This is a genomic window from Avibacterium sp. 21-595 (assembly GCF_023611905.1).
Classification (GTDB): Bacteria; Pseudomonadota; Gammaproteobacteria; order Enterobacterales; family Pasteurellaceae; genus Avibacterium.
The window spans coordinates 2,084,440-2,111,320 of record NZ_CP091455.1; the positions used below are offsets into that span (position 1 = coordinate 2,084,440).

17 protein-coding genes, 1 tRNA gene and 3 rRNA genes are annotated in these 26,881 nt (G+C 41.8%); 7 read left to right on the forward strand and 14 right to left on the reverse strand.

Going from position 1 to position 26,881, the window contains the following annotated elements; translation table 11 throughout:
- Positions 1-3 precede the first annotated feature (3 nt).
- From L4F92_RS09665 to fbpC, 3 genes are read left to right on the forward strand one after another with little or no spacing between them, the layout of a single operon-like run.
- Positions 4-1,032: an ABC transporter substrate-binding protein gene (locus L4F92_RS09665; RefSeq protein ID WP_250363562.1), complete on the forward strand. Its 1,029-nt coding sequence runs from the start codon at positions 4-6 to the stop codon at positions 1,030-1,032.
- Positions 1,033-1,053: 21 nt separating this feature from the next.
- Complete coding sequence (locus tag L4F92_RS09670; RefSeq protein ID WP_250363563.1) at positions 1,054-3,111, forward strand: ABC transporter permease; 2,058 nt, start codon at positions 1,054-1,056, stop codon at positions 3,109-3,111.
- A gap of 13 nt (positions 3,112-3,124) precedes the next feature.
- On the forward strand, positions 3,125-4,177 hold the full coding sequence (gene fbpC, locus L4F92_RS09675) for a ferric ABC transporter ATP-binding protein (RefSeq protein ID WP_250363564.1): 1,053 nt from the start codon (positions 3,125-3,127) through the stop codon (positions 4,175-4,177).
- A 66-nt stretch (positions 4,178-4,243) separates the two neighbouring features.
- Here the strand turns inward: fbpC and rsmC are convergent, their stop codons facing one another.
- The 3 genes from rsmC to L4F92_RS09690 all read right to left on the reverse strand — a co-directional run bounded on the left by rsmC (position 4,244) and on the right by L4F92_RS09690 (position 6,789).
- On the reverse strand, positions 4,244-5,236 hold the full coding sequence (rsmC, locus tag L4F92_RS09680) for a 16S rRNA (guanine(1207)-N(2))-methyltransferase RsmC (RefSeq protein ID WP_250363565.1): 993 nt from the start codon (positions 5,234-5,236) through the stop codon (positions 4,244-4,246).
- 145 nt (positions 5,237-5,381) lie between these two features.
- Positions 5,382-5,888, reverse strand: coding sequence for a DUF2301 domain-containing membrane protein (locus tag L4F92_RS09685; protein ID WP_250363566.1), 507 nt, complete (start codon positions 5,886-5,888; stop codon positions 5,382-5,384).
- A complete protein-coding gene (locus tag L4F92_RS09690) occupies positions 5,881-6,789 on the reverse strand; it encodes a helix-turn-helix domain-containing protein (RefSeq protein WP_250363567.1) in 909 nt (302 codons plus the stop codon). The genes L4F92_RS09685 and L4F92_RS09690 overlap by 8 nt, the downstream gene beginning before the upstream one ends.
- A gap of 153 nt (positions 6,790-6,942) precedes the next feature.
- Between L4F92_RS09690 and L4F92_RS09695 the strand changes: the two genes are divergently transcribed.
- Positions 6,943-7,278: a carboxymuconolactone decarboxylase family protein gene (locus L4F92_RS09695; protein WP_250349506.1), complete on the forward strand. Its 336-nt coding sequence runs from the start codon at positions 6,943-6,945 to the stop codon at positions 7,276-7,278.
- 48 nt (positions 7,279-7,326) lie between these two features.
- On the opposite strand, the gene tldD is transcribed toward L4F92_RS09695, so the two are convergent.
- Entirely contained in the window at positions 7,327-8,775 is a 1,449-nt protein-coding gene (tldD, locus tag L4F92_RS09700; RefSeq protein WP_250363568.1) for a metalloprotease TldD, read from the reverse strand.
- A 112-nt stretch (positions 8,776-8,887) separates the two neighbouring features.
- A complete protein-coding gene (gene rng / locus L4F92_RS09705) occupies positions 8,888-10,363 on the reverse strand; it encodes a ribonuclease G (RefSeq protein ID WP_250349504.1) in 1,476 nt (491 codons plus the stop codon).
- Positions 10,364-10,496: 133 nt separating this feature from the next.
- Here rng and cmoB point away from each other — a divergent pair, with 133 nt between their 5' ends.
- Entirely contained in the window at positions 10,497-11,462 is a 966-nt protein-coding gene (gene cmoB, locus L4F92_RS09710; protein ID WP_250363569.1) for a tRNA 5-methoxyuridine(34)/uridine 5-oxyacetic acid(34) synthase CmoB, read from the forward strand.
- 330 nt (positions 11,463-11,792) lie between these two features.
- On the opposite strand, the gene rrf is transcribed toward cmoB, so the two are convergent.
- The 9 genes from rrf to gmk all read right to left on the reverse strand — a co-directional run bounded on the left by rrf (position 11,793) and on the right by gmk (position 23,309).
- Positions 11,793-11,908: ribosomal RNA gene (gene rrf, locus L4F92_RS09715) — 5S ribosomal RNA — on the reverse strand.
- A 115-nt stretch (positions 11,909-12,023) separates the two neighbouring features.
- Positions 12,024-14,922 (reverse strand): 23S ribosomal RNA (locus tag L4F92_RS09720).
- A 208-nt stretch (positions 14,923-15,130) separates the two neighbouring features.
- Positions 15,131-15,206 (reverse strand) — tRNA-Glu (locus tag L4F92_RS09725).
- A 90-nt stretch (positions 15,207-15,296) separates the two neighbouring features.
- A 16S ribosomal RNA gene (locus L4F92_RS09730) occupies positions 15,297-16,837 on the reverse strand.
- Together the 16S, 23S and 5S rRNA genes with 1 tRNA gene alongside form the textbook arrangement of a ribosomal RNA operon.
- A gap of 357 nt (positions 16,838-17,194) precedes the next feature.
- Positions 17,195-18,001 carry a glutamate racemase gene (murI, locus tag L4F92_RS09735; RefSeq protein WP_250363570.1) on the reverse strand — a complete coding sequence of 269 codons (807 nt, stop codon included), beginning with the start codon at positions 17,999-18,001 and terminating at the stop codon, positions 17,195-17,197.
- A 68-nt stretch (positions 18,002-18,069) separates the two neighbouring features.
- Entirely contained in the window at positions 18,070-20,151 is a 2,082-nt protein-coding gene (gene recG / locus L4F92_RS09740) for an ATP-dependent DNA helicase RecG (protein ID WP_250363571.1), read from the reverse strand.
- Positions 20,151-22,274 (reverse strand): bifunctional GTP diphosphokinase/guanosine-3',5'-bis pyrophosphate 3'-pyrophosphohydrolase, encoded by a 2,124-nt coding sequence (gene spoT / locus L4F92_RS09745; RefSeq protein WP_250363572.1) that lies wholly within the window; start codon positions 22,272-22,274, stop codon positions 20,151-20,153. The genes recG and spoT overlap by 1 nt, the downstream gene beginning before the upstream one ends.
- Before the next feature lie 75 nt (positions 22,275-22,349).
- Positions 22,350-22,616, reverse strand: a complete 267-nt coding sequence (rpoZ, locus tag L4F92_RS09750; RefSeq protein ID WP_250349499.1) for a DNA-directed RNA polymerase subunit omega — start codon at positions 22,614-22,616, stop codon at positions 22,350-22,352.
- A 66-nt stretch (positions 22,617-22,682) separates the two neighbouring features.
- Positions 22,683-23,309, reverse strand: a complete 627-nt coding sequence (gmk, locus tag L4F92_RS09755) for a guanylate kinase (protein WP_250363573.1) — start codon at positions 23,307-23,309, stop codon at positions 22,683-22,685.
- Positions 23,310-23,725: 416 nt separating this feature from the next.
- Here gmk and gapA point away from each other — a divergent pair, with 416 nt between their 5' ends.
- Both gapA and L4F92_RS09765 read left to right on the forward strand, forming a co-directional pair.
- Positions 23,726-24,730 (forward strand): glyceraldehyde-3-phosphate dehydrogenase, encoded by a 1,005-nt coding sequence (gene gapA / locus L4F92_RS09760; protein ID WP_250349497.1) that lies wholly within the window; start codon positions 23,726-23,728, stop codon positions 24,728-24,730.
- A gap of 295 nt (positions 24,731-25,025) precedes the next feature.
- Complete coding sequence (locus L4F92_RS09765; protein WP_250363574.1) at positions 25,026-26,822, forward strand: AMP-dependent synthetase/ligase; 1,797 nt, start codon at positions 25,026-25,028, stop codon at positions 26,820-26,822.
- The last annotated feature ends 59 nt before the right edge of the window (positions 26,823-26,881 follow it).

The following is a 26,881-nucleotide window of genomic DNA, read 5'->3' on the forward strand; positions in this document are numbered from 1 at the left end:
GTAATGAAAAAAGTAACGTCCAATCTAATTTTATCTAGTCTATTACTAGCAGGATTAAGTCTTTCTAATCGGGCTTTTGCTGAGGGGCGCTTAGTGGTTTATTGTAGCGCACAAAATATTGTATGCGAAAAAGCGGTGCAAGGATTTGCGCAGAAATATAAGGTAAAAACTTCTTTTATTCGCAATAGCTCTGGTAGCACGCTTGCCAAAATGGAGGCTGAAAAAAATAATCCTCAAGCCGATGTTTGGGTTGGCGGCCCTTTTGATACACACCTCCAAGCGGGAGAGTTGGGCTTAATTGCGCCTTATGATTTTCCAAAACGCAATGAAGTAATGACACAATTCCAAAAACTTGGGAATGGAAAAAGTTCTATTATTTATATGGGGGTTTTAGGTTTTGGCGTTAATACAGAACGTTTGAAAAAACTAGGCATCACAGAAATACCAACGTGTTGGAAAGACCTATTAGATCCTCGCCTAAAAAATGAAGTGCAAATTGCTGATCCACAAAGCTCTGGCACGGCTTATACGGCAATAGCAACTTTTACACAGCTTTGGGGAGAAGATAAAGCCTTTGATTACCTCAAACAAATCCATCAAAATATTTCACAATATCCAAAAGCAGGGACAGCCCCTTCACGCAACACAGCAAGAGGTGAAACCGCGATTGGTATTGGTTTTTTACAAAATTATTCTTTTGAAAAACAACAAGGTGCGCCAATTGAACTGATCGTACCTTGCGAAGGAACGGGCTATGAGTTAGGGGGGGTAAGTATTATCAAAAATGCACGCAACCTAAAAAATGCACAACGATTTGCTGATTGGGTAATGTCAAAAGAGGCGCAAGAATTATCTTGGAAAGAAGCCCAATCTCATCACGTTGCGACAAACATTAATGCTGAACCTTCACCTTATGCACTTAAACCTGCTGATTTGAATTTGATCGATTATAATTTTGATAAATTTGGTTCAAACGAAACACGTCGTCATCTCATTGACAGATGGGTAAATGAAGTAAAATTGGCGAAATAATAGGTGTTTCACGGAGATGTTATGAAAAAGCTGTCACAGATGTTTAATTGTAGCCTATTTTGGATTTTGCTCGCGCTGTTGGGTTTTATCTGCTTGCCTTCGATGGCGTTGTATTATGGCTTAGCAGAATCTACTGCGGATGAAATTTATGAAGCAATGGGCTGGGCAAGCTTTAATTTAAGTTGGTTTTGGTTTGCATCATTAGCATTCGTACCCATCTTTTCAGCTGTTTTCAAAGAAAAAGGCGAACGGCAACAGGGCATTGCCGAATTTATGGCAGTTTTGGCAATTTTCCTGTTCATCTTTATTTCTGCCACCATAGAAAAATTCAATCTCGGCTATGCTATTTTTATTTTAATGTTAAGCCTGGTTGCTCTTGCAACGCAAGGTTTAGCAAAAATGAAGGTAATGCAAGGGGATAAATTTATCATCGCCTCGCTAATTAGCATTGTCTTGCTGATTTTCTTTTTTATTGTTTATCCAACTTTGGCAATTTTTGTCTCAATGTTTTATGACAATGGGGACTTTGTGCCAAGCCAAGTGATCAGCATTATCGAAAAACCTTATATTATTCGGATTATCGGTAACTCGCTCAGTGTGGCAATCACGGTGGGGGTTTTAGCGACATTATTTGGTTTAATTTTCGCTCTTTATACGACACGTATTGCGAAACGCACCGCAATCATCGGAAAAATTTTCTCCATTTTACCCATTGTTACCCCGCCTTTCGTGGTAGGGTTAGGCGTAACCTTAATGCTTGGGCGTTCAGGTTATGTGACTGAATTTTTGGTAGAATATTTTGGCTTTAGTAGCAACTGGTTATATGGGTTTACCGGGATTATCATTGCTCACACCCTCGCGCTGACACCTATGGCATTTATGATTTTAGAAGGTGCGCTAAAATCTATTCATCCCTCTATTGAAGAGGCAGCTTACACGCTACGCTCAAATCGCTACCAAGCCTTTTTTAATATTATTTTTCCTCTACTCAAACCCGCACTCGCCAATGCGTTTTTAGTGGTCGCGATCCAATCCTTGGCCGATTTTAGTACCCCACTTGTATTAGGCGGTAGTTTTGATGTGATTTCTTCACAAATTTATTTCTATATTGCAGGTTCACAGTTAGATTATGCTTCAGCGAGTACTTTAGGAAGTCTCTTATTAATTTTTTCCTTAGGTATTTTTATTATCCAATATTTGTGGATAGGTAATCGTTCATACGTTACGGTTTCCGGTAAATCTTATCGTGGCGATGTACAAGATTTACCAAGTGCGATGAAATTTTTCATTATTTTTACCCTTGCTTTCTGGGTACTGTTTAATGCGGTGTTATACGGCAGTATTTTCTATGGCAGCTTCACAATGAACTGGGGAGTGGATTACACCTTCACCTTTAAACACTATCTCACCTTGTTTGGGCAAGGCTTTAGTGATGGTGCTTGGCCATCACTTATTCATACAGTGATTTTTGCCGCCACCGCCGCCCCTATCACCGCAATTTTTGGTTTGCTGATTGCCTACATTACGGTACGCCGTGATTTTAAAGGTAAGAAAACCCTTGAGTTTTTAACCTTACTTTGTTTTGCCGTTCCCGGAACCGTGGCTGGGGTTTCCTATATTCTTGCCTTTAACAATGCCCCAATTTATCTTACAGGAACGAGCATTATCATTGTGCTATCAATGGTTATGCGTAATATGCCTGTGGGTATGCGCGCCGCTGTGGCAGGTTTAGGACAGCTTGATAAATCCCTTGATGAAGCATCACTTTCCTTAAAAGGAAGCTCATTAAAAACCATTTGGTATATTGTCTTTCCATTACTTAAACCCGCCTTATTATCTGCATTAGTAACGAGTTTCGTACGAGCAATGACCACAGTCAGTGCGATCGTATTTTTAGTGACCGCAGATACAAGAGTGGCGACCTCTTATATTTTGAACCGTGTAGAAGATGGTGAATACGGTGTGGCCATTGCTTATGGCTCAATTTTAATCGTAGTAATGATGGCGATTATCTTGTTATTTGATTGGTTAGTGGGCGATACACGCATTGCACGTTCTAAAGCGAAAAAAATGAATTAATTAGGTTGTCAAAATGAAGAATAATGATTTTTTAGTATTAAAAAATGTCACCAAATCCTTTGGTAACGCGGTGGTGATCGATGATCTTAATCTTTCCATAAAACAAGGCTCAATGGTTACCTTACTTGGGCCTTCTGGCTGCGGCAAAACCACTGTGCTGCGCCTTGTCGCGGGGTTGGAAAGCCCAACCTCAGGGCAGATTTTTATTGATGGCGAAGATGTAACCAAATCTTCCATTCAAAATCGTGATATTTGTATCGTGTTTCAATCCTATGCGCTGTTCCCGCATATGTCTATTGGCGATAATGTGGGCTACGGTTTGCGTATGCAAGGCGTTGGATCGGCTGAGCGCAAACAACGTGTTAAAGAAGCGTTGGAATTGGTCGATTTAGCCGGCTTTGAAGATCGTTATGTGGATCAAATCTCGGGCGGTCAGCAGCAACGCGTTGCCTTAGCTCGCGCCCTCGTATTAAAGCCGAAAGTGCTATTATTTGATGAACCACTGAGCAATCTTGATGCGAATTTACGCCGTAGTATGCGTGAAAAAATCCGCGAACTACAACAACGCCTTGGCATTACCTCCCTTTATGTGACTCACGATCAAAGCGAAGCTTTTGCGGTGTCTGATGAAGTGATCGTAATGCACAAGGGGAAAATTATGCAAAAAGCGTCTGCGAAAGAACTTTATCAACACCCTAACTCATTATTTTTAGCGAATTTTATGGGGGAAAGTAGCATTTTTGACGGAAAACTTGAAAACGGCACAATCACCGTCAATCAATATGCATTTTCCTTACCCAATGTGCAATCTTTCGGTTTAGCAGACGGGGAATGCTTAGTCGGTATTCGCCCTGAAGCGGTACGTCTTTCGCAACAAGGAGAGGCAACACAACGCTGTGAAATTCAAAGTGCGGTGTATATGGGCAATCACTGGGAAATTGTCGCACAATGGGGCGAGAAACCGTTACTCATTAATTGCCAGCCAGATAGTTTTGATCCCACCATCAGCCAAGCCTATGTTCATTTTGCTGACTATGGCGTGTTCTTACTGAAAAAAGAAACGTAGCGCAAGGAATCACTCACAAAACCAAAGTGCGGTAGAAAATTTAAAATTTTTCTACCGCACTTTATCTTAATAATAAACAGAATAAACTTTAAATTTATTCGTTTTGGCTAACACTTGATGCGAACCAAAATGCTGATCCAATAAATCCGCATAAGGTAAGAAAGCATTTGCCACAATACGCAGCTCTCCCCCTTCGTTTAAATGCCATTTAGCTTGTGAAATAAGTTCTGACACGGCACGAAATGCGGTATCCACCCCATCGTGGAAAGGCGGATTAGAAATGATCAAATCAAATTTTCCTTCAATTTGAGAAAAGACATCACTTGCAAAAATCTCTGCCTGCAAATTATTTTCTAAGAAAGTCCGCTGGGCTGAAGCAACCGCTAAAGCGTGAATGTCCGTCATTGTCAGTGCAACCGTTGGATTATGCTGCTTAATATAGCTCCCGATTACCCCTGCTCCACAGCCCATATCTAGCACACGACCTTTAATTGGGTGATCTAATGTAGAAATCAATAACGCCGTTCCCACATCTAACTCCGTTGCACTAAACACCCCGGGTAAACTGAAAATGGTCAGATCGCCCAATTGAGCGTGCTGGTAGGATTTCCAATATTTCGCTAAATCAAAGTGCGGTGGTTTTTTCAAACAAAAATGATAAAGCCCACAACGTCTTGCACTATCAATCTTGCCAATTTCACCAAACGGAGAAAGCATTTTTTCCGCTGAACGCACACCGCTACGGTTTTCACCAATAATCAATACTTCTTGCTCAGGTGAGCATTGTGATAAAAGCTGCATTAATTGCAACTGATTTTCTTGTTTGTTTTTTGTCCAGTAATAAACAATAAGATCCGCAGTCGGTATAAAATCGACGGAAAAATCCACCGCACTTTTGTCTTTTGCATAATCAAAATACCACGTCCAACAATGTACCGATTTTGCGCTGTTGCATAATTGTTGTGGAAAATCATCATTCAACGCCCCAGTAAATAATACATTTCGATTTTCAAATAAAGAAAGATGGCGTTCTAGCACTTGGCTTTCAGGTGAAATCACGGTTTTATCCTATTCATAAAAATATCAATAAAATCCTGCTTTTATAAAAGCAAGAATGAGGTTTCTCAATTCTATAATGCGAAATCAGACAAGACAATCATCTCTTGGCAAATAAAATTTCTCGCTGCTTTGATGTTGCCGACGATTAAATTTGATATTTAGTCTTATCCCCAATATCAAAATGTAATGGCATTCGCCATTTTTGAATGGCAAGCAGTGCAAAAAGTAATGCAGAAATCACTGATAACCCATTGAGAAGTAAGGAATAATTTAAGACTTCCGCAAGCCACAATAAAGCGAGAAAGAGAGGTTGCAAATTTAATCCAAAAATACGAAAACAAAAATACTCTTTAAATGACAACCCACCCAGTGTCAGCAACGCGCCGCCTATTGCTAATTGTGGCATTCCAACTAAATGGCATAACAATGCTGTCCAAGTGGCAAATTGCAATAGAAAACGGATATTTTTCAGATAGATATGCAATGATGAGGCACAACATAACGCCGCACAGAGTAAGCCTAAATAGGCAATTTCTGGAAAATAAGGTAACAGTGCCGTCATTATTGCTGCTAAGACAAAACCGCAACGATAAATGATGACCGTAAAATAATCACACCAATCCATCGGTGATTGAATATGTGGATCAGCCATTCGTTTCTCCTTGTTTACGATATTGATTTGGCGAAATGCCATAATATTGCTTGAAGACGCGACTAAAATAAGCCTCTGACTGATAACCTATATCTAAAGCAATAGTCAGAATGTTTTTCTGCGTCGTTTTGAGTAACATTGATGCCTGTTGCATACGAACTTGAGCCAGAAATTTTCCCGGCGTAATCGCCATTTTCTTTTGAAAAACGCGAATAAAATTGGCGCGCGACATATTCGCAATTTTCGCAAGATTTCCCATATTCCAATTCTGCTCAGGCTGCTGCAAAATTGCACGCACCGCAACGGATAAACGTTTATCTTGCAATACCGCAAGTAGCCCTATTTTGCTTTCGTGTTTTTCAATATAATCGCGTAAAATGTAAGAAAACAGCACGGATGAAAGGGCATTAATAATCGATCTGCCAGCAAATTGTGTATCTCCTTCTGCCTCAAAACGGAATAATGCCATAAGTTGTTCAATTGGTGTTTGATATATCGAAAAATGCAAAATATGCGGCAGAATTTTGAATAAAATAGACTGTTTATCATAATAAAACGCCCCACAGAACATTTCAAAATCACTTTTATCTAAGCCATTACTTGCCCGTTGAAATAAGCCATTTTCACGCTTTTCAATTGACGCTGGTGTCTTTTCTGCAAATTGTCGGCTTTGAATATAGTGCAAATCTCCCTCCGGTAAAAAGAAAATATCCCCGGCTTTTAGGAAAATTTTTTCTTTATTTACAATCACTTCACATTCGCCCTGCACGATAATATGGAAAACGCCCATATTTTGTGCCGCACTTGGCTGAACTGATTGCCACTCACCTTGAAATAAACAATGGGTATGAATTTCCCCTTTAATCTGCGCCAACTCAATTAAATGATCTAAAATATCCAATATTTTTACCTCACTATTATTAAGCAATCATCATAAAGTATTTTGTTAGACTTTTTAACCACAAATTGAGATGATTTTACAAGATAGACCGAATAAATCATCTCATAATAACACAAGCTAAACAGAGATGATTTGATTAAATAGGAGTAAACAATGTTTAAAGACTGGAAACAAGAAAAGACCCACGTTAAGCAATCTTTCGGCGAACTTGGTAAAAAATATCCGAAAATGTTACAGGCATACGGTGCATTATCAAGTGCAATGGAAGCCTCAGCACTAGATGCTAAAACACGTGAACTCATCGCCCTTGCTGTTGCTGTTACCACGCGTTGCGAAAGTTGCATTGCAGTACACGCAGATGAAGCAGTCAAAGCAGGTGCGACGGAAGAAGAAGTTGCTGCAGCATTAGCCACCGCCATCGCCCTTAACGCGGGTGCAGCTTATACTTATTCATTAAGAGCCTTAGAAGCATTTAACGTTAATAAATAGTCAATAAAAAAACCTAGCATTATTGCTAGGTTTTTTACCATAAAGGCGTTAGTTCGTTCCGCCCACCGTAATTTGTTCGATTTTTAATGCGGGCTGTCCAACCCCGACAGGAACACTTTGCCCCTCTTTTCCACATACGCCAATGCCGTGGTCGATTTCTACGCTGTCGGCGACCATTGAAATATTTTGCATCACGTCAATACCACTACCAATTAGCGTTGCCCCTTTCACGGGTTTAGTAATTTTGCCATTTTCGATCAAATAAGCTTCCGAAGTTGAGAACACAAATTTTCCTGAAGTGATATCCACTTGCCCTCCACCAAAGTGCGGTGCAAAAATTCCACGATCTACGGAATTAATAAGATCATCAAATTTACTTTTACCAGCTAGCATATAAGTGTTGGTCATTCTTGGCATAGGTAAATGGGCATAACTTTCACGGCGACCATTGCCCGTAGGGGCGACCCCCATTAAACGCGCATTCATTTTATCTTGCATATAGCCTTGTAAAATCCCCTCTTTAATCAATACGTTACATTGGCTTGGTACACCCTCATCATCAATGGTGAGCGAACCACGACGATTTGGCAGTGTACCATCATCAACAATAGTGCAAAGTGGGGAAGTGACTAATTCACCGATTTTCCCAGTAAACAAAGAGCTTTCTTTTCGATTGAAATCGCCTTCTAAACCGTGTCCGACCGCTTCGTGCAATAGCACACCGGGCCAACCAGCGCCAAGCACAACGGGCATCAATCCAGCGGGGGCTGGAATGGCGTTAAGATTGACTAAGGCTTGACGGACTGCCTCTTTTGCAAACGCCACTGCGCGCATTTCACCGTTATCTATCTCAAAAAACCAATCTAACCCAAAACGCCCCCCACAACCTGCACTACCACGTTCACGCTTGCCATTTTCTTCAACTAATACAGAAATAGACAAACGCACTAAAGGGCGAATATCCGCGGCTAATGTGCCATCTGTTGCGGCAATAAGCACTTCTTCATAAATGGCACTTAAACTAGCGGAAACTTTGGTGACGCGCGGATCAGCCGAACGCGCAGTACGATCCACCAGATGCAATAATTCAATTTTCTTTTCTTTGCTTAGGCTTTCCAGTGGATTAATCGCTGCATAGCGCTGCACTGCAGAAACTGGCATAAACGGCTGTGGCAAAATAAAACTTTGCTGCATAGGCTGAGCGATGCCTTTCACTGCGTTGGCACATTGTTGTAAACTTGCTAAGTTAATTTGATCGGCATAGGCAAAACCTGTTTTCTCACCACTCACTGCACGCACGCCTACCCCGCGATCAATATGAAAACCGCCTTCTTTAATAATACCGTCTTCTAACACCCAGCTTTCATCTTGGCTAAGTTGGAAATATAAATCGGCATAATCAATATTGCGGTGATCCATAAGGTTAAAGACATTTATTAAATCTTGCGTCGCCAACTGGCTTGGTGTAAGTAGGGATTGGGTTACTTTGTTTAGCATTGTTTTCTCTTATAAAGATAGGGCGGACAAAACTGAACGCCATTGTGTTGAAAAAAATTCTAATATTCAGACCGCACTTCATAAGCAAAGTGCGGTGCTTTTTAGTGAAGTTTTACATTACCACAACATCAAATTGTTCCTGATGGTAAAAAACCTCGGTCTTAATTTGAATTTGTTTACCCAAAAAGACTTCTAATTCTGCAATTAATCCGTGGCTTTCTTCATTGATTAAATAATCTGCAACCGCTCTTGAGGCATATACGACAAATTTTTCGCTATCAAAAAGATGATGCACGCGGATAATTTCACGCATAATTTCGTAACAAATGGTTTCTACGGTTTTCACTCGTCCACGTCCGCTACATTCGGGACATTCATCACATAAAACGTGTTCTAGGCTCTCACGAGTTCGTTTGCGTGTCATTTCCACTAAACCGAGCTGAGTAAAACCATTTACACTGGTTTTGACGCGATCTTTCGCTAAGGCTTCTTGCAACGATTCCAATACACGAGTTTGATGCTCTTCTGACTGCATATCAATAAAATCAATGATGATAATGCCCCCCAGATTGCGCAGTTGAAGCTGTTGGGCGATCGCTTTGGTTGCTTCAATATTGGTATTAAAAATCGTTTCTTCAAGGTTACGATGCCCTACGAATGCCCCCGTATTAATATCAATGGTGGTCATTGCTTCCGTTTGCTCAATGATAAGATAACCGCCCGATTTCAAATTAACGCGCTTATCTAATGCGGTATGAATGGCATTTTCTACTCCATACACATCAAATAGTGGTTGATTGCCAGAATGAAGTACTAATTTTTCTGTTAAACTCGGGATAAATTCTTCGGTAAATTCTTTCACTTCATTGAAACAAAGATTAGAATCAATGCGGATTTTTTCTAGATCGACGCCGATAAAATCGCGCAAAATACGTTGCGGAAGCGCAAGTTCGCCATAAAGCATTGAACGTGTTGGATATTTTGCACGGCGTTCCATTACTTTACGCCATAAGCGTTTTAAAAATTCTGCATCTTGTAAGAGTTCTTCTTCCTTTGCGCCTTCCGCCGCGGTACGGATAATAAAACCACCTAATTCATCACAAAAAGGCAATACTAAATCTTTTAATCGCGCACGTTCCTCTTCACTTTCAATACGTTGCGACACGCCAACGTGGCTGTTTTCTGGCATAAACACGAGGTAGCGAGAAGGCAGAGTAATATCTGTAGTCAGTCTTGCTCCTTTTGTGCCAAGAGGATCTTTCACCACCTGCACCACAATATCTTGCCCTTCACGCACTAGCTCTGCAATATCTTTCACGATAAACTGTTTTTTCTCGTTTTCATCCACACATTCTGTGTGTGAAACAATGTCAGAGGCGTGCAAAAAGGCTGCCTTCTCCAAACCAATATCCACAAAAGCCGATTGCATTCCCGGCAATACTCGGGTTACACGACCTTTATAAATATTGCCAACAATGCCACGTTTAGCCTGCCGTTCTATATGTACTTCTTTCAAGATTCCTGTATCTACAAGGGCAATACGTGTTTCACTCGGCGTTACATTAACTAATAATTCTACGGTTTCCATATTAATCTTGTTTGCTTGTTTTTCTGTTGGCTAGTCTAACGAAAAGGGAAATAGAATAACAGTACCAAATCAGGTAAAATATGACCTTTCTCAAATTTTAACCTTTTCTTTTGGAATGTTCCGTTTATAAATTATGATCGATTTTCGTCCTTTTTACCAACAAATTGCCACAAGCCCACTTTCAGCTTGGCTTGAAACGCTCCCCGCTCAACTTAAACAATGGGAAAAACAAACCCACGGCGATTATACCAAGTGGGCAAAAATTGTGGATTTTCTACCTGATTTACACGCCAACCAAATTAATTTAAAAAGTGCGGTGCAATCTGAGGGCGATTTTGAACTTAGCGCAGGCGAGCGTCAGCGCATTATTTATCATCTCAAGCAATTAATGCCTTGGCGCAAAGGGCCTTATCACCTTTTTGGCATTCATATTGATTGCGAATGGCGTTCTGATTTCAAATGGAATCGCGTGCTACCTCACCTTGCACCATTAAAAGATCGCTTAATTTTAGATGTGGGCTGCGGCAGTGGCTATCATATGTGGCGAATGCTAGGCGAAGGTGCCAAAATGGTGGTAGGCATTGATCCAACAGAACTCTTTTTATGCCAATTTGAGGCAGTGCGTAAATTGTTAAATAATGATCGCCGAGCTAATTTAATTCCCCTTGGTATTGAACAAATGCAACCTTTAGGGGTGTTTGACACCGTGTTTTCAATGGGGGTGTTGTATCATCGCAAATCCCCTTTTGAGCATTTCGCTCAATTGAAAAATCAGCTAAGGGTAGGTGGGGAATTAGTACTTGAAACGTTAGTCATTGATGGTGATGAAAACACCGTACTTGTACCGCAAGATCGTTACGCAAAAATGAAAAACGTCTATTTTATTCCTTCTGTCAATGCTTTGATTTTATGGCTAGAAAAGAGTGGATTTCACAATGTGCGTTGTGTTGATGTGGCCGTAACCCGCCTTGAAGAACAACGTAAAACCGAATGGCTAGAAAACGAAAGCCTGATTGATTTCCTTGATCCACAAGATCACAGCAAAACGATTGAAGGCTACCCAGCTCCAAAAAGAGCGGTGATTTTGGCGAATAAATAATGAATAAAAAAGCACCGCACTTACAAAATCGCTCAAATATGACTTATTTGAGTGATTTTGATATTCTTTCTTAAACATATAAGACCAAAGTGCGGTGTAATTTTGACAGATTTTTCTTGCATCTTTTTTCTCTTGCTTATGTCTTTTATACCCAAAACATATCAAGACATAATTAATAGCCTTTAAATATACTTATATATAATATCTTTTATCTTTAGATTATGGTTCAATCTAGCCTATTCATTCTCAGTGATGCTTCTCTGCTTCTATTCCCTCCAAATACAAAAAACGCCACTGAGTTCCCTCAATGGCGTTCTTCTCTCATTCAAAACCTGGCGGTGCCCTACTCTCACATGGGAAACTCCCACACTACCATCGGCGTTACAGCGTTTCACTTCTAAGTTCGGCATGGATTTAGGTGGGTCCACTGCACTAACGCCGCCAAGATAATTCTTTATCTCACATCTAAATCTTATCTCTATTCTCTAAAGATTTTAAAACCTTCCGCTCTAAAATCTCTACTCTCTCAATCAAAAACAAGCCAAAACCCTTGAGCGTTGTATAGTTAAGCCTCTCGGGCAATTAGTACTGGTTAGCTCAACGACTCACATCGCTTACACACCCAGCCTATCTACGTCTTAGTCTCAAACAACCCTTACCAACTTAAAGTCGGGGAGAACTCATCTTAAGGCAAGTTTCGTGCTTAGATGCTTTCAGCACTTATCTCTTCCGCATTTAGCTACCCAGCAGTGCCTCTGGCGAGACAACTGGTACACCAGTGATGCGTCCACTCCGGTCCTCTCGTACTAGGAGCAGCCCCTCTCAATTCTCCAACGCCCACGGCAGATAGGGACCGAACTGTCTCACGACGTTCTAAACCCAGCTCGCGTACCACTTTAAATGGCGAACAGCCATACCCTTGGGACCTACTTCAGCCCCAGGATGTGATGAGCCGACATCGAGGTGCCAAACACCGCCGTCGATATGAACTCTTGGGCGGTATCAGCCTGTTATCCCCGGAGTACCTTTTATCCGTTGAGCGATGGCCCTTCCATTCAGAACCACCGGATCACTATGACCTGCTTTCGCACCTGCTCGACTTGTCTGTCTCGCAGTTAAGCTTGCTTATACCATTGCACTAACCTGACGATGTCCGACCGTCATTAGCAAACCTTCGTGCTCCTCCGTTACGCTTTGGGAGGAGACCGCCCCAGTCAAACTACCCACCAGACACTGTCCGAACACCCGTTTCAGGCGCTTCGTTAGAACATCAAACGTTAAAGGGTGGTATTTCAACAACGACTCCACGATAACTGGCGTTACCGCTTCATAGTCTCCCACCTATCCTACACATCAAAATTCAAGGTTCAGTGTCAAGCTATAGTAAAGGTTCACGGGGTCTTTCCGTCTAGCCGCGGGTACACCGCATCTTCACGGCGATTTCAATTTCACTGAGTCTCGGGTGGAGACAGCCTGGCCATCATTATGCCATTCGTGCAGGTCGGAACTTACCCGACAAGGAATTTCGCTACCTTAGGACCGTTATAGTTACGGCCGCCGTTTACTGGGGCTTCGATCAGGAGCTTCTCTTTCGATTACACCATCAATTAACCTTCCAGCACCGGGCAGGCATCACACCCTATACGTCCACTTTCGTGTTTGCAGAGTGCTGTGTTTTTAATAAACAGTTGCAGCCAGCTGGTATCTTCGACTGGTTCATGCTCCATTCGCAAAGAACTTCACACTACGCCAGCGCACCTTCTCCCGAAGTTACGGTGCTATTTTGCCTAGTTCCTTCACCCGAGTTCTCTCAAGCGCCTGAGTATTCTCTACCTGACCACCTGTGTCGGTTTTCAGTACGGTTTAGTAAAGCCTGAAGCTTAGTGGCTTTTCCTGGAAGTGTGGTATCAGTTACTTCAGCTCCTTAGAGCCTCGTCATCATCTCTCTGTGTTGACAGTAGACCGGATTTGCCTAGTCTACCCACCTACCAACTTAAACGTACATCTCCAACAGTACGCTAACCTAACCTTCTCCGTCCCCACATCGCAGCTTTACCAAGTACGGGAATATTAACCCGTTTCCCATCGACTACGCTTTTCAGCCTCGCCTTAGGGGCCGACTCACCCTGCCCCGATTAACGTTGGACAGGAACCCTTGGTCTTCCGGCGAACGGGTTTTTCACCCGTTTTATCGTTACTTATGTCAGCATTCGCACTTGTGATACGTCCAGCAAACCTCTCGATTCACCTTCTTCCGCTTACACAACGCTCCCCTACCCAACAATCTTTCGATTGATGCCGCAGCTTCGGTACTATATTTTAGCCCCGTTACATCTTCCGCGCAGGCCGACTCGACTAGTGAGCTATTACGCTTTCTTTAAATGGTGGCTGCTTCTAAGCCAACATCCTAGCTGTCTAAGCCTTCCCACTTCGTTTCCCACTTAATATAGATTTTGGGACCTTAGCTGGCGGTCTGGGTTGTTTCCCTCTCCACGACGGACGTTAGCACCCGCCGTGTGTCTCCTGTGCAGTACTCTTTGGTATTCGGAGTTTGCATCGGTTTGGTAACCCGGGATGGGCCCCTAGCCGAAACAGTGCTCTACCCCCAAAGGTATTCACACAAGGCTCTACCTAAATAGATTTCGGGGAGAACCAGCTATCTCCCGGTTTGATTGGCCTTTCACCCCCAGCCACAGGTCATCCGCTAATTTTTCAACATTAGTCGGTTCGGTCCTCCAGTTAGTGTTACCCAACCTTCAACCTGCCCATGGCTAGATCACCGGGTTTCGGGTCTATACCTTGCAACTCATCGCCCAGTTAAGACTCGGTTTCCCTTCGGCTCCCTTATTCAGTTAACCTCGCTACAAAATATAAGTCGCTGACCCATTATACAAAAGGTACGCAGTCACCCCAAAGGGCTCCCACTGCTTGTACGTACAGGGTTTCAGGTTCTATTTCACTCCCCTCACCGGGGTTCTTTTCGCCTTTCCTTCACAGTACTGGTTCACTATCGGTCAATCAGGAGTATTTAGCCTTGGAGGATGGTCCCCCCATCTTCAAACAGGATTCCTCGTGTCCCGCCCTACTTCTCGTAAGCTTAGTACCACACGCGATTTTTCAGATACGGGGCTATCACCCTGTTTCGCTTGACTTCCCAGTCAATTCTCCTAAATCACTCGCTATCACTTACTGGCTCCTCCGCTTTCGCTCGCCGCTACTCACAGAATCTCGGTTGATTTCTTTTCCTCGGGGTACTTAGATGTTTCAGTTCTCCCGGTTCGCCTTGTTTACCTAGTTTATTCAGTAAACAATGATAGGTTCTTCACCTATCGGGTTTCCCCATTCGGACATCGTGGGTTAAACGCTTCTTATCAACTCACCCACGCTTTTCGCAGATTAGCACGTCCTTCTTCGCCTCTGATTGCCAAGGCATCCGCCCTGTACGCTTTCTCACTTAACTATACAACCTCAAGGATTTTTTCCTTAAAGCTATCATCGTCATTCGTTGAGAATCGCTTACTTGCTTTTGTTCAAGTAAGTCTTCTTCTACTCAGACTTCTTCAATTCAATGATAAACTTTATCTTTTATCACCGGCTTGAAAGTCTCTTCAGTTTTCAGCTTGTTTTTACATTGTTAAAGAGCAATTCGCTATAAGATTAGCTTTATATGGCGTCCCCTAGGGGATTCGAACCCCTGTTACCGCCGTGAAAGGGCGATGTCCTAGGCCTCTAGACGAAGGGGACTACATATAAAGGTAATCTCTACTACATCCTTTGCTTCTCATTGTCTAACATCAATCAACCAATCTGTGTGAACATTCGTCTTCTCTTCGGTAAGGAGGTGATCCAACCGCAGGTTCCCCTACGGTTACCTTGTTACGACTTCACCCCAGTCATGAATCATACCGTGGTAAACGCCCCCTCTCGGTTAAGCTATCTACTTCTGGTACAACCCACTCCCATGGTGTGACGGGCGGTGTGTACAAGGCCCGGGAACGTATTCACCGCGACATTCTGATTCGCGATTACTAGCGATTCCGACTTCATGGAGTCGAGTTGCAGACTCCAATCCGGACTTAGATGCACTTTCTGAGATTCGCTCACCCTCGCAGGCTCGCTTCCCTCTGTATGCACCATTGTAGCACGTGTGTAGCCCTACTCGTAAGGGCCATGATGACTTGACGTCATCCCCACCTTCCTCCAGTTTATCACTGGCAGTCTCCTTTGAGTTCCCATCTCTACATGCTGGCAACAAAGGATAAGGGTTGCGCTCGTTGCGGGACTTAACCCAACATTTCACAACACGAGCTGACGACAGCCATGCAGCACCTGTCTCAAAGCTCCCGAAGGCACAGTCTTATCTCTAAGACCTTCTTTGGATGTCAAGAGTAGGTAAGGTTCTTCGCGTTGCATCGAATTAAACCACATGCTCCACCGCTTGTGCGGGCCCCCGTCAATTCATTTGAGTTTTAACCTTGCGGCCGTACTCCCCAGGCGGTCGATTTATCACGTACTACGGGCGCCAAGCTCAAAGCCCAACCCCCAAATCGACAGCGTTTACAGCGTGGACTACCAGGGTATCTAATCCTGTTTGCTCCCCACGCTTTCGCACATGAGCGTCAGTATCTCCCCAAGGGGCTGCCTTCGCCTTCGGTATTCCTCCACATCTCTACGCATTTCACCGCTACACGTGGAATTCTACCCCTCCCTAGAGTACTCTAGTAAACCAGTCTGAAATGCAATTCCCAAGTTAAGCTCGGGGATTTCACATCTCACTTAATTTACCGCCTGCGTGCCCTTTACGCCCAGTTATTCCGATTAACGCTCGCACCCTCCGTATTACCGCGGCTGCTGGCACGGAGTTAGCCGGTGCTTCTTCTGTGACTAACGTCAAATCAACGTGCTATTAACACGTCCACCTTCCTCATCACCGAAAGAACTTTACAACCCGAAGGCCTTCTTCATTCACGCGGCATGGCTGCGTCAGGGTTCCCCCCATTGCGCAATATTCCCCACTGCTGCCTCCCGTAGGAGTCTGGGCCGTGTCTCAGTCCCAGTGTGGCTGGTCATCCTCTCAGACCAGCTAGAGATCGCAGGCTTGGTAGGCCTTTACCCCACCAACTACCTAATCCCACTTGGGCTCACCTTATGGCTAGTGGCCTTCCGGTCCCACTACTTTAATCCTCAGATATTACGCGGTGTTAGCCATCGTTTCCAATGGTTATCCCCCTCCATAAAACAGATTCCCAAGCATTACTCACCCGTCCGCCACTCGTCAGCATCGAAAGCAAGCTTTCAACCCGTTACCGTTCGACTTGCATGTGTTAAGCCTGCCGCCAGCGTTCAATCTGAGCCATGATCAAACTCTTCAGTTTAATCTCGCTCAATGAATACATAACGTTATATTCTTTTCGAATTTCAAGTTAAGCATCATTGATTTCTAAATTTTAAATCTTTTTGAAAATCAACGAATGCCCACACAGATTGTCTGATTGATTGTTAAAGAGCAAAAAAGAACGACGCGATTTGTATCATCTTAATTTCTACAACGTCGCGTCGTTGTGTGCGGCGTATTATAGACATCTCGAAAATCTTTGCAAGTGTTTTTTTGCAAAAAATAATAAAAAAACACAAAAATGATGACAACTGATTATTTTAAAACCACACTGATGATTTCTTCTACAAAGTACGGTGAAAATTTAGTGAATTTTTATACCGCACTTAATTATTGGCTATTTATCTAAAATAAGCGTGCGTAAGCTTGAAAAGCCAAATTGTTTAAATACCTTTAATAAAGAAGGCTGTTCTTTACTTTCTTTTGTACAATACACCAAATTCTGTTTGACTATTTTTTGCGTTGGTTCTCCAAGCAAATCCTTGACTCGTTTAGCAATTGCTTTACTTGGATCTAAAAAATATTTCACCTGTGGCAAGCAGGCTTTTAGTTCTGCTTTTAGGAATGGGAAATGGGTACAACCTAAAATCACCGTATCTAATGATAAATTCCGTTGCCATTCTTTGACTTCAAATAAAAGTTTTATGGGATCAATGGGATTCCCTTGTAATTTTTCTTCTGCCATTTTCACCAATTCCGTGCTTCCTAGCTTTTCAACAGTACAATGCATTGCGTAATCTTGAATCAGCTTATCTACATAAGGTCGTTTTACTGTACCTTTAGTGGCAAGTAATCCGATAATCCCTGTTTCTGTTTGCTGTGCAGCAGGTTTTACAGCCGGTACGGTACCAACAACTGGGCAAGAAAAATTTTCTCGTAATGCTGGCAAAACGACTGTACTTGCGGTATTACAAGCTATCACAATTAAATCAATCGGATGTTGTTGCGAAATTTTCTGACAAATCGAGACACAACGTTCAATGATCGCCTGCTCTTCTTTTTCAGAATAAGGAAAAAATGCGTTGTCTAAACAATAAAGGTAATGGCAATAAGGCAAAAGTGTTTTAACTTCACGATATACACTCAAGCCCCCAATGCCAGAATCAAAAAATAAAATGGTAGGCGGATCAGATAAGGTTGTCATTTATTATTAAAAAGCAATTCAAGTTGAAGTGATCTTATACCTTAGTATAGGATATCTCAAGGTAAAGTTTACGCATTGGAATAAATGGTTTTCTCGTCAAGCCAACGCTGAATCAAGGCGTCCGAAAGTTGTGGATATTTGTGAATTATTTCTCTGGCATACTGCTGAACCATTGGGATCATTTTGCGATCGCGCATTAAATTTGCCACTTTAAATTCGGCTACCCCTGTTTGTTTTGTTCCCAATACTTCCCCCGGCCCACGGATTTCAAGATCTTTTTCTGAAATATAAAAACCGTCTTGACTTTCACGTAACACTTGCAGACGTTTTTTTGATACCTTTCCTAATGGTGGTTTATACATTAGTACACAAAACGAGGCCGTACTTCCCCGCCCTACACGTCCACGCAGTTGGTGGAGTTGAGATAAACCAAGCCGTTCAGCATTTTCGATAATCATCAAACTTGCATTAGGTACATCAACCCCCACCTCAATCACCGTTGTGGCCACAAGAACATCTAGCTCTGCCGCTTTAAAACTTGCCATAATGTCTTGCTTTTCTGTCGGCTTCATTCGTCCATGAACTAAACCAATACGTAAATTAGGTAAAGCGCTTGTCAGATCTTGCCAAATTGCTTCTGCGGCTTGCGCCTCTAATACTTCACTTTCATCAATAAGCGTACAAACCCAATATGCTTGACGTTTTTCATTCACACAAGCCTGATACACGCGCGCAACAATTTCAGCACGGCGTTCTTCAGAAATCGCAACCGTTGTAATGGGCGTTCTTCCCGGTGGTAATTCATCAATAATAGAGGTATCCAAATCAGCATAAACTGTCATCGCTAAGGTGCGCGGAATCGGGGTTGCTGTCATTATCAGTTGATGTGGATAATTTCCTGATTTTTCACCTTTTTCCCGTAACATTAAACGCTGATGTACGCCAAATCGGTGCTGTTCATCAATAATCACTAAAGCGAGATCATTAAATTCTACATCCTGCTGAAATAAGGCGTGCGTACCAACAATCATCTGCACTTCACCTGATTTCATCTGTTCTAATACGGTTTGGCGTGCCTTACCTTTAACTTTTCCAGCAAGCCAACCGACCTTGATACCGAAAGGCTCAAGCCAATGTTGAAAATTGACAAAATGCTGTTCAGCCAAAATTTCCGTCGGTGCCATTAATGCCACTTGCCTTTGGTTATCAATTGCAACGAGTGCGGCTAACGCTGCAACCAAGGTTTTCCCTGATCCCACATCACCTTGCACCAATCGCATCATTGGATAAGGCTTTTGTAAATCTCGCTCAATATCCTGCACAACACGATGTTGTGCATTAGTTGGGGTAAATGGCAAACGCTGTAAAAATTGCTGTTTTAGATCCGTTTGATAGTGCAAGGGCAAAGCAAAAAATTGCTGAATATTTGACCGCACTTTTTGCATTGCCAAATTATGAGCTAATAATTCTTCAAAAATTAATCGCACTTGCGCTGGGTGCCGTCCCTTTTCGAGCATTTCCAACGAAACATCGGGTGGCGGACGATGCAAAAATCGGATCGCCTCTTTCAAACTGTATGGATAAGGATTAAATTCATCAGGTAGAATTTCTGGCAACTGGATTTTATCTAACAACGCCAGCGCTTGATCAGTGAGTTTTCGTAAAGCGTTTTGCTTTAAACCTTCAGTAGTAGAATAAATGGGGGTAAGCGTTTCTGCCATAACTAAAGGAGCATCATCACGAATAATTTGATATTCAGGGTGATGAATTTCCGCCATAAAACGACCACGCTTAATTTCACCGAAGGCTTTTACCCGTGTTCCCACCTGAAAACTGTTACGCATTGCCGCGTTAAAATTGAAAAAACGTAAAGTTAATTTTGATGTGCCATCAGACACCACGACGATTAGAATTGGGCGACGTCCAAACTGCACTTCACAGAGCTGAACTGTTGCACTGATCGTCGCATATTGCTCAGGACGAAGATCAATAATTGGTGTAATGCGTGTACGATCTTCATAACGACTCGGTAAATGAAAGAGAAGATCTTGTAGATTATTAATACCAATTCGGCTTAATTTTGCCGAAACTGCCGCTCCCACGCCTGATAGTGTAGTAAGCGGTACAGCCCCAAGAATATCTGTTGTCATTAGCGATTAATATTACGTTCAATACTGACAAAACCCGGCGTTGTCTTGATTTTTCGCATAATTTGGCTTAAATGATGGGTATCTTTTGCGGTAAGCAATACGACAATTTGATATAAACGGCCGTCTTGCTCTTCCGTCCAAATGCTATGAATATTACTGTCCATTGCGGAAATATTCGATGTCAAATTAGGCAACGCCCCTTGCTGATTAATCATTTCAATGCGTAATTCTGTTTCGAAATCGACTTTATTCTCACTATTTTCCCACGTAACAGGCGTATAATGCTCTTTATTTTCTTCATGATTACGCAAATTTGCACAAGCTTCATGATGTACAACAAGTCCTTTGCCGGGACTCGCATAAGCCATAATTGGATCGCCCGGAATAGGATGGCAACATTGTGCAAATGTTGTTAATAAATTTTCTGAACCATTAATAGCAAAAATGCTTTTATTATTACTTAGATCACCATCGGTATCAATTTCAATGCTTTCACCAAGTAAACGATAGGCAATGACCGCACTCATCTGATTGCCTAAGCCAATTTCAGCTAATAAATCCTCAAAACGATTAAGTTTAAGTTCATTTAGCAACGTATTAATACGTTGTGGTGAAATCTGTTCTAATTTATGTGGCAATAAGGCGTTTGTGAGCTGACGTTTACCTAATAGAATAGCGGTATCTGAACGCATATTTTTCAAGGCATGACGAATATTAGAACGTGCTTTTGCAGTAACCACAAAATTAAGCCAAGCCACATCAGGACGCGCATTTAACGCGGTGATAATTTCTATTGTTTGTCCTGATTGTAACGGTTGAGAGAGTGGGTAAGGTTTGCGATCAACATTTACTGCGACACACGCATTACCAATATCAGAATGAACCGCATAGGCAAAATCAACAGGGGTTGCTCCTACAGGCAATTCAACAATACGCCCTTTCGGGGTAAAGACATAAATTTCTTTCGGGAAAAATTCTGATTTTACGCTTTCAATAAATTCAAAAGAATTCCCCGCACTTTGTTGCAATTCGATCAGGCTTTGTAACCAACGTTGTGCGCGAATTTGTGCCGTGGTACTATCATTCTTACCGCCTTGTTTATATGCCCAATGCGCTGCCACCCCCATTTCTGCCATTTGATCCATTTCTTCTGTACGAATCTGCACTTCCACCGGCACGCCGTGTGGACCAATCATAGAAGTATGTAAGGATTGATAGCCATTTGCTTTCGGCACAGCAATATAATCTTTTACTCGACCGGGACGTGGCTTATATAAGCTGTGCATTTGTCCTAGCACACGGTAGCAAGTATCGACATCTTTCACTACCGCACGGAAAGCATAAATATCCATAATGGAATGAAATTGCTGATCTTTGAGGCGCATTTTTTGGTAAATGGCATAAAGGTGTTTTTCTCGCCCAAAGACGCGTGCATCAATACCCACATCCCCCAGACGTCCTTTAATTTCATCAGAAATCCGCTCAATCATATCTTTGCGATTACCACGCGCAATTTTTATTACTTTTTGTAATACTGCATAACGCTGCGGGTGCATCGCTTCAAAACCGAGATCTTCTAGCTCATTTTTAATATGTTCTATCCCTAAACGATGAGCAAGAGGAGCGTAAATTTCAAGGGTTTCTTTCGCAATCCTACGCCGTTTATCCGGGCGTAATGCGCCAAGTGTACGCATATTATGGGTGCGATCAGCCAATTTAATAAGCACAACACGAATATCTCGTGTCATTGCCAAGATCATTTTACGGAAGTTCTCTACTTGCGCCTCTTGGCGTGTGCGAAATTTGAGTTTATCTAATTTAGAAACACCTTCTACAATTTCAGCAACACTCGTACCAAATTCGGCTTCAAGCTGAGCCTCTGTATAAGGTGTGTCTTCAATCACATCATGCAACAAGGCTGCCATCACCGCTTCGTGATCTAAACGCATTTCCGCAATAATGGAGGCCACTGCAACAGGGTGTGTAATGTACGGCTCACCGCTAGAGCGAGACTGTCCTTCGTGCGCATCTCTTGCGATAATATATGCACGTCTTACTAATTCAATTTGTTCAGCAGGCAAGTAGCCGCGAATAATATGCTCTAAACGTTCAAATAAGTACAAAGGACACCTAACTTTTTATTCAAATTTTATTGCGAAGGATAAAAATAAAACAAAAAACTACCGCACTTTTAGCGCTTATGAAGATAATAAAGATACTGCGTGATGTTCTGTTGCCTCTTGCTCTAAGGCATCTTGACGCTCGTGCGCATTCATAATTTCATTATTGATCAAGCCTTTCTCAATCTCACGCAATGCAATGACTGTTGGCTTGTCATTGTCTTCTGGCACCAAAGGTTGGCGAATATGCAATTGTAATTCTCTTGCACGGCGTGCTGCGGTTAAAATTAAATCAAAACGGTTACCAATTTGTTCTACCGCATCTTGCACTGTTACACGAGCCATAAATTTACTCCAATCAGTTAAACTTCTTCAATAAATAAAAGGGATCTAATGATACTAAAATGTCAATTATTTTGCCAGTAATTGATGAATTAAAGCGATATTTTGCGTTTGTTGATAGCTTTTGGTTAAACATTCGGCGCGTAAAATATGCTGTAAATCTGCCACAGCTTGTTCAAAATTATCATTAATAATCACATAATCATATTCATCATAATGAGACATTTCACTGGTGGCTTTTGCCATTCGATCGGCAATAACTTCTGCGCTATCCTGTCCACGTCCAATTAAACGGCGCTCTAATTCACTCACAGAAGGAGGCAAAATAAAAATACTTTTTACACTCGGTAATTTGGCACGAATTTGTTGCGCCCCTTGCCAATCAATATCTAAAAAAACATCAATGCCTTGCGCCAAACTTTTTTCAATCGTTGGTAAGGAGGTGCCATAATAATTTCCGCCAAATACGTTGGCATATTCCAAGAATAAATCTTGTTCAATTAAATGCTCAAATTCCGCTTTACTCACAAAATGATAATGCACGCCATCCACTTCGCCTGGGCGTGGTGAGCGAGTGGTATGGGAAACAGAAACCATCATTTTACGCCCTGTTTCTTTTGCTAATAATGCGGCGATTAAAGATGATTTTCCCGCACCACTTGGGGCAGAAATAATATAAAGGTTACCTTGGCTCATTGTTTATCCTCAATTTTCATCAAATTATGCTCATTATGCCGATAAATCAGAAAAAAATCATTAGGGGCAGGGGATATTTTTCGTGATAACTGCGTTGAACGTGGTTCGTTTAGCATAACTCAACTTCGCCACTTTCGCCTTGCTCTCACAAAAATAGCTCCCCGCTCAACGGCGAAATAAATTATCAACAATCCCTAAAAGTGCGGTGTTTTTTTACTTAATATTGACAAAATAAAAACAAGCTAACTGGCTGATCCGCAAAGTTTTGATGTAGATCACAAATGTTTTACGGTTTTCTTGCGAGTTAGTTTCACCCTATCTAAAAAGCGTGCTATAATCCGCAGCGAACGGAAAATAGAAATTCTTTCTATGCACCGTAACCCTTTTGTTTAACTTAAATTATAGGTGAAAAACTTATGGCAATTAAAATTGGTATCAATGGTTTTGGCCGTATCGGTCGTATCGTATTCCGTGCAGCACAACAACGTGATGACATCGAAGTAGTAGGTATCAACGATTTAATCGACGTTGAATATATGGCATATATGCTAAAATATGATTCAACTCACGGTCGTTTTGATGGCACAGTTGAAGTAAAAGATGGCCATTTAGTGGTAAACGGTAAAACTATCCGTGTTACCTCTGAGCGCGATCCTGCAAACTTAAAATGGAACGAAATTGGTGTTGATATTGCTGTTGAAGCAACAGGTATCTTCTTAACCGATGAAACTGCTCGTAAACACATTGAAGCGGGTGCGAAAAAAGTTGTATTAACCGGTCCATCTAAAGATGCGACACCAATGTTTGTAAACGGCGTAAACTTTGATACTTATGCAGGTCAAGATATCGTTTCAAACGCCTCTTGTACAACAAACTGTTTAGCACCATTAGCGAAAGTAATCAACGACAAATGGGGAATCAAAGACGGTTTAATGACCACTGTTCACGCAACCACAGCAACCCAAAAAACAGTTGATGGTCCTTCAGCGAAAGACTGGCGTGGTGGTCGTGGTGCGGCTCAAAACATCATTCCATCTTCAACAGGTGCAGCAAAAGCAGTAGGTAAAGTTATTCCTGAGTTAAACGGTAAATTAACAGGTATGGCATTCCGTGTTCCAACACCAAATGTTTCTGTTGTTGATTTAACTGTAAACCTTGAAAAACCAGCAACTTACGCTGAGATCTGTGCAGAAATCAAACGTGCTTCTGAAAACGAATTAAAAGGCGTTTTAGGCTACACTGAAGATGCAGTAGTATCAACAGACTTCAACGGTTGTGCATTAACTTCTGTATTTGATGCAGAAGCAGGTATCGCATTAACTGATACTTTCGTTAAATTAGTATCTTGGTACGATAACGAAACAGGTTATTCAAATAAAGTATTAGACTTAGTAGCTCATATTCACAACTACAAAGGCTAATTAAAAATCATTTAAAATTAAGCCGCACTTTTAAAGTGCGGTTTTTTTCACCAAATTTTTCTCGCTGATTTATTCTTGCTTCTCTCTATTTGCCTTTCTCTGGAAAAACATTTCTTTTCTTCATAACATAAAAATGAACAACTGTTCGCTCGTTAAAACTGTTACATCGCTCACAAAATCACTGATTATCCGCATTTTTCAGCGGATTTTTCTCGCTTTTTATTGGATTAACGATTATATTTAGCCTACAACTGTACGCTAAAAAATCATAATTAGGTAAATAGGATAAAGAAGAATGACAAATACCCTTGATTTTCATTTTGTGAGCCGTTTTCAACAGCAAGCAAAAACATTAAAAAATAACACCGCACTTCGTTATTTTGAAAATCAACAATGGCACGATATTTCTTGGGCTAGCTTTCAACAACAAGTAAACGAACTTTCTCTTGCACTACTCGCCCATCATATTGATGTACAAGACAAAATTGGCATTTTTTCCCATAATATGCCACGCTGGACAATTGCCGATATCGCGGCATTACAACTTCGTGCCATTACCGTACCAATCTACGCAACCAATACCGCACAGCAGGCCGCGTTTATTATTAATGATGCCGATATAAAAATTCTCTTCGTTGGCGATCAAGAACAGTATGAACAAGCATTACACATTGCTGCGGATTGTCCACAGTTACAGCATATTGTGGCGATGAAAGACAGCATTCAACTGCACAATCATCCACTGGCTTGCAGTTGGGCGAACTTTATTGCAACAGGATCGCAAGCCAATCCCATAGCATTACAACAACGTCTCGATAATAAACAACTGAATGATTTATTTACCCTTATTTATACTTCTGGCACAACAGGGGAACCAAAAGGCGTGATGCTAGATTATGCTAACCTTGCCCATCAACTTAAAGCGCACGATCAAGCATTAAAGCCCATTACAGAACAGGATATTTCCCTTTCTTTTCTGCCTTTCTCACACATTTTTGAACGTGCTTGGGTCGCCTATGTGCTACATCGTGGTGCAGTGAATTGCTATATTGAAAACACCGATCAAGTTCGCCCTGCGTTAAGTGCTATCCGCCCAACATTAATGTGTGCAGTACCACGTTTTTACGAAAAAATTTACACCGCTATTCACGATAAAGTGCAACAAGCACCCAAACTTCGCCGTACGCTATTTAACTGGGCGATGAACGTGGGGCATCGTTATTTTGATCGCAAAAGCCAAAAACTGCCTATTCCATTTGGGCTTAAACAGCAATTTTTCTTAGCGGATAAATTAGTGTTGAGCAAATTACGCCACTTGCTCGGTGGACGTATTCGTATGATGCCCTGTGGCGGTGCAAAATTAGATCCCACTATTGGGCTATTTTTCCACAGCATTGGCATTAACATTAAGCTGGGCTATGGTATGACAGAAACCACCGCTACCGTTTCTTGCTGGGAAGATGATCATTTTGAGCCAAATTCTATCGGCAAGTTAATGCCCGGCGCCGAGGTTAAAATTGGCGAAAACGATGAAATCCTAGTGCGTGGCGAGATGGTTATGCGTGGTTATTACAAAAAACCAGCGGAAACTGCTGCCGCCTTTACCGCTGACGGTTTTTTGAAAACTGGTGATGCTGGTAAATTAGATGAGCAAGGACATCTCTACATCACGGATCGCATTAAAGAGCTGATGAAAACCTCAAACGGTAAATATATTGCCCCTCAACATATTGAAGGAAAAATTGGAAAAGATAAATTTATTGAACAAATTGCCGTGATTGCCGATGCGAAAAAATATGTTTCCGCCTTGATTGTGCCTTGTTTTGCATCTTTAGAAGAATATGCGAAAAAACTCAATATTAAATATCAAGATCGAATGGAGTTGCTCAAACATTCTGAAATTATTCAGCTTTTTGAAAAACGTTTAAATGAATTGCAAAAAGAGTTAGCAAGCTTTGAACAAATAAAAAAATTCACCTTGCTACCAGAAGCCTTTACTACCGCAATGAATGAAATTACCCCCACATTGAAACTACGTCGAAAAGTAATTTTGGAACGTTACAAAGCGCAAATTGAAGCAATGTATCAATAAAACTAAGTGCGGTGATTTTTCACCGCATTTTCTATTTTTCGTTTCTCTTCACAACAGCA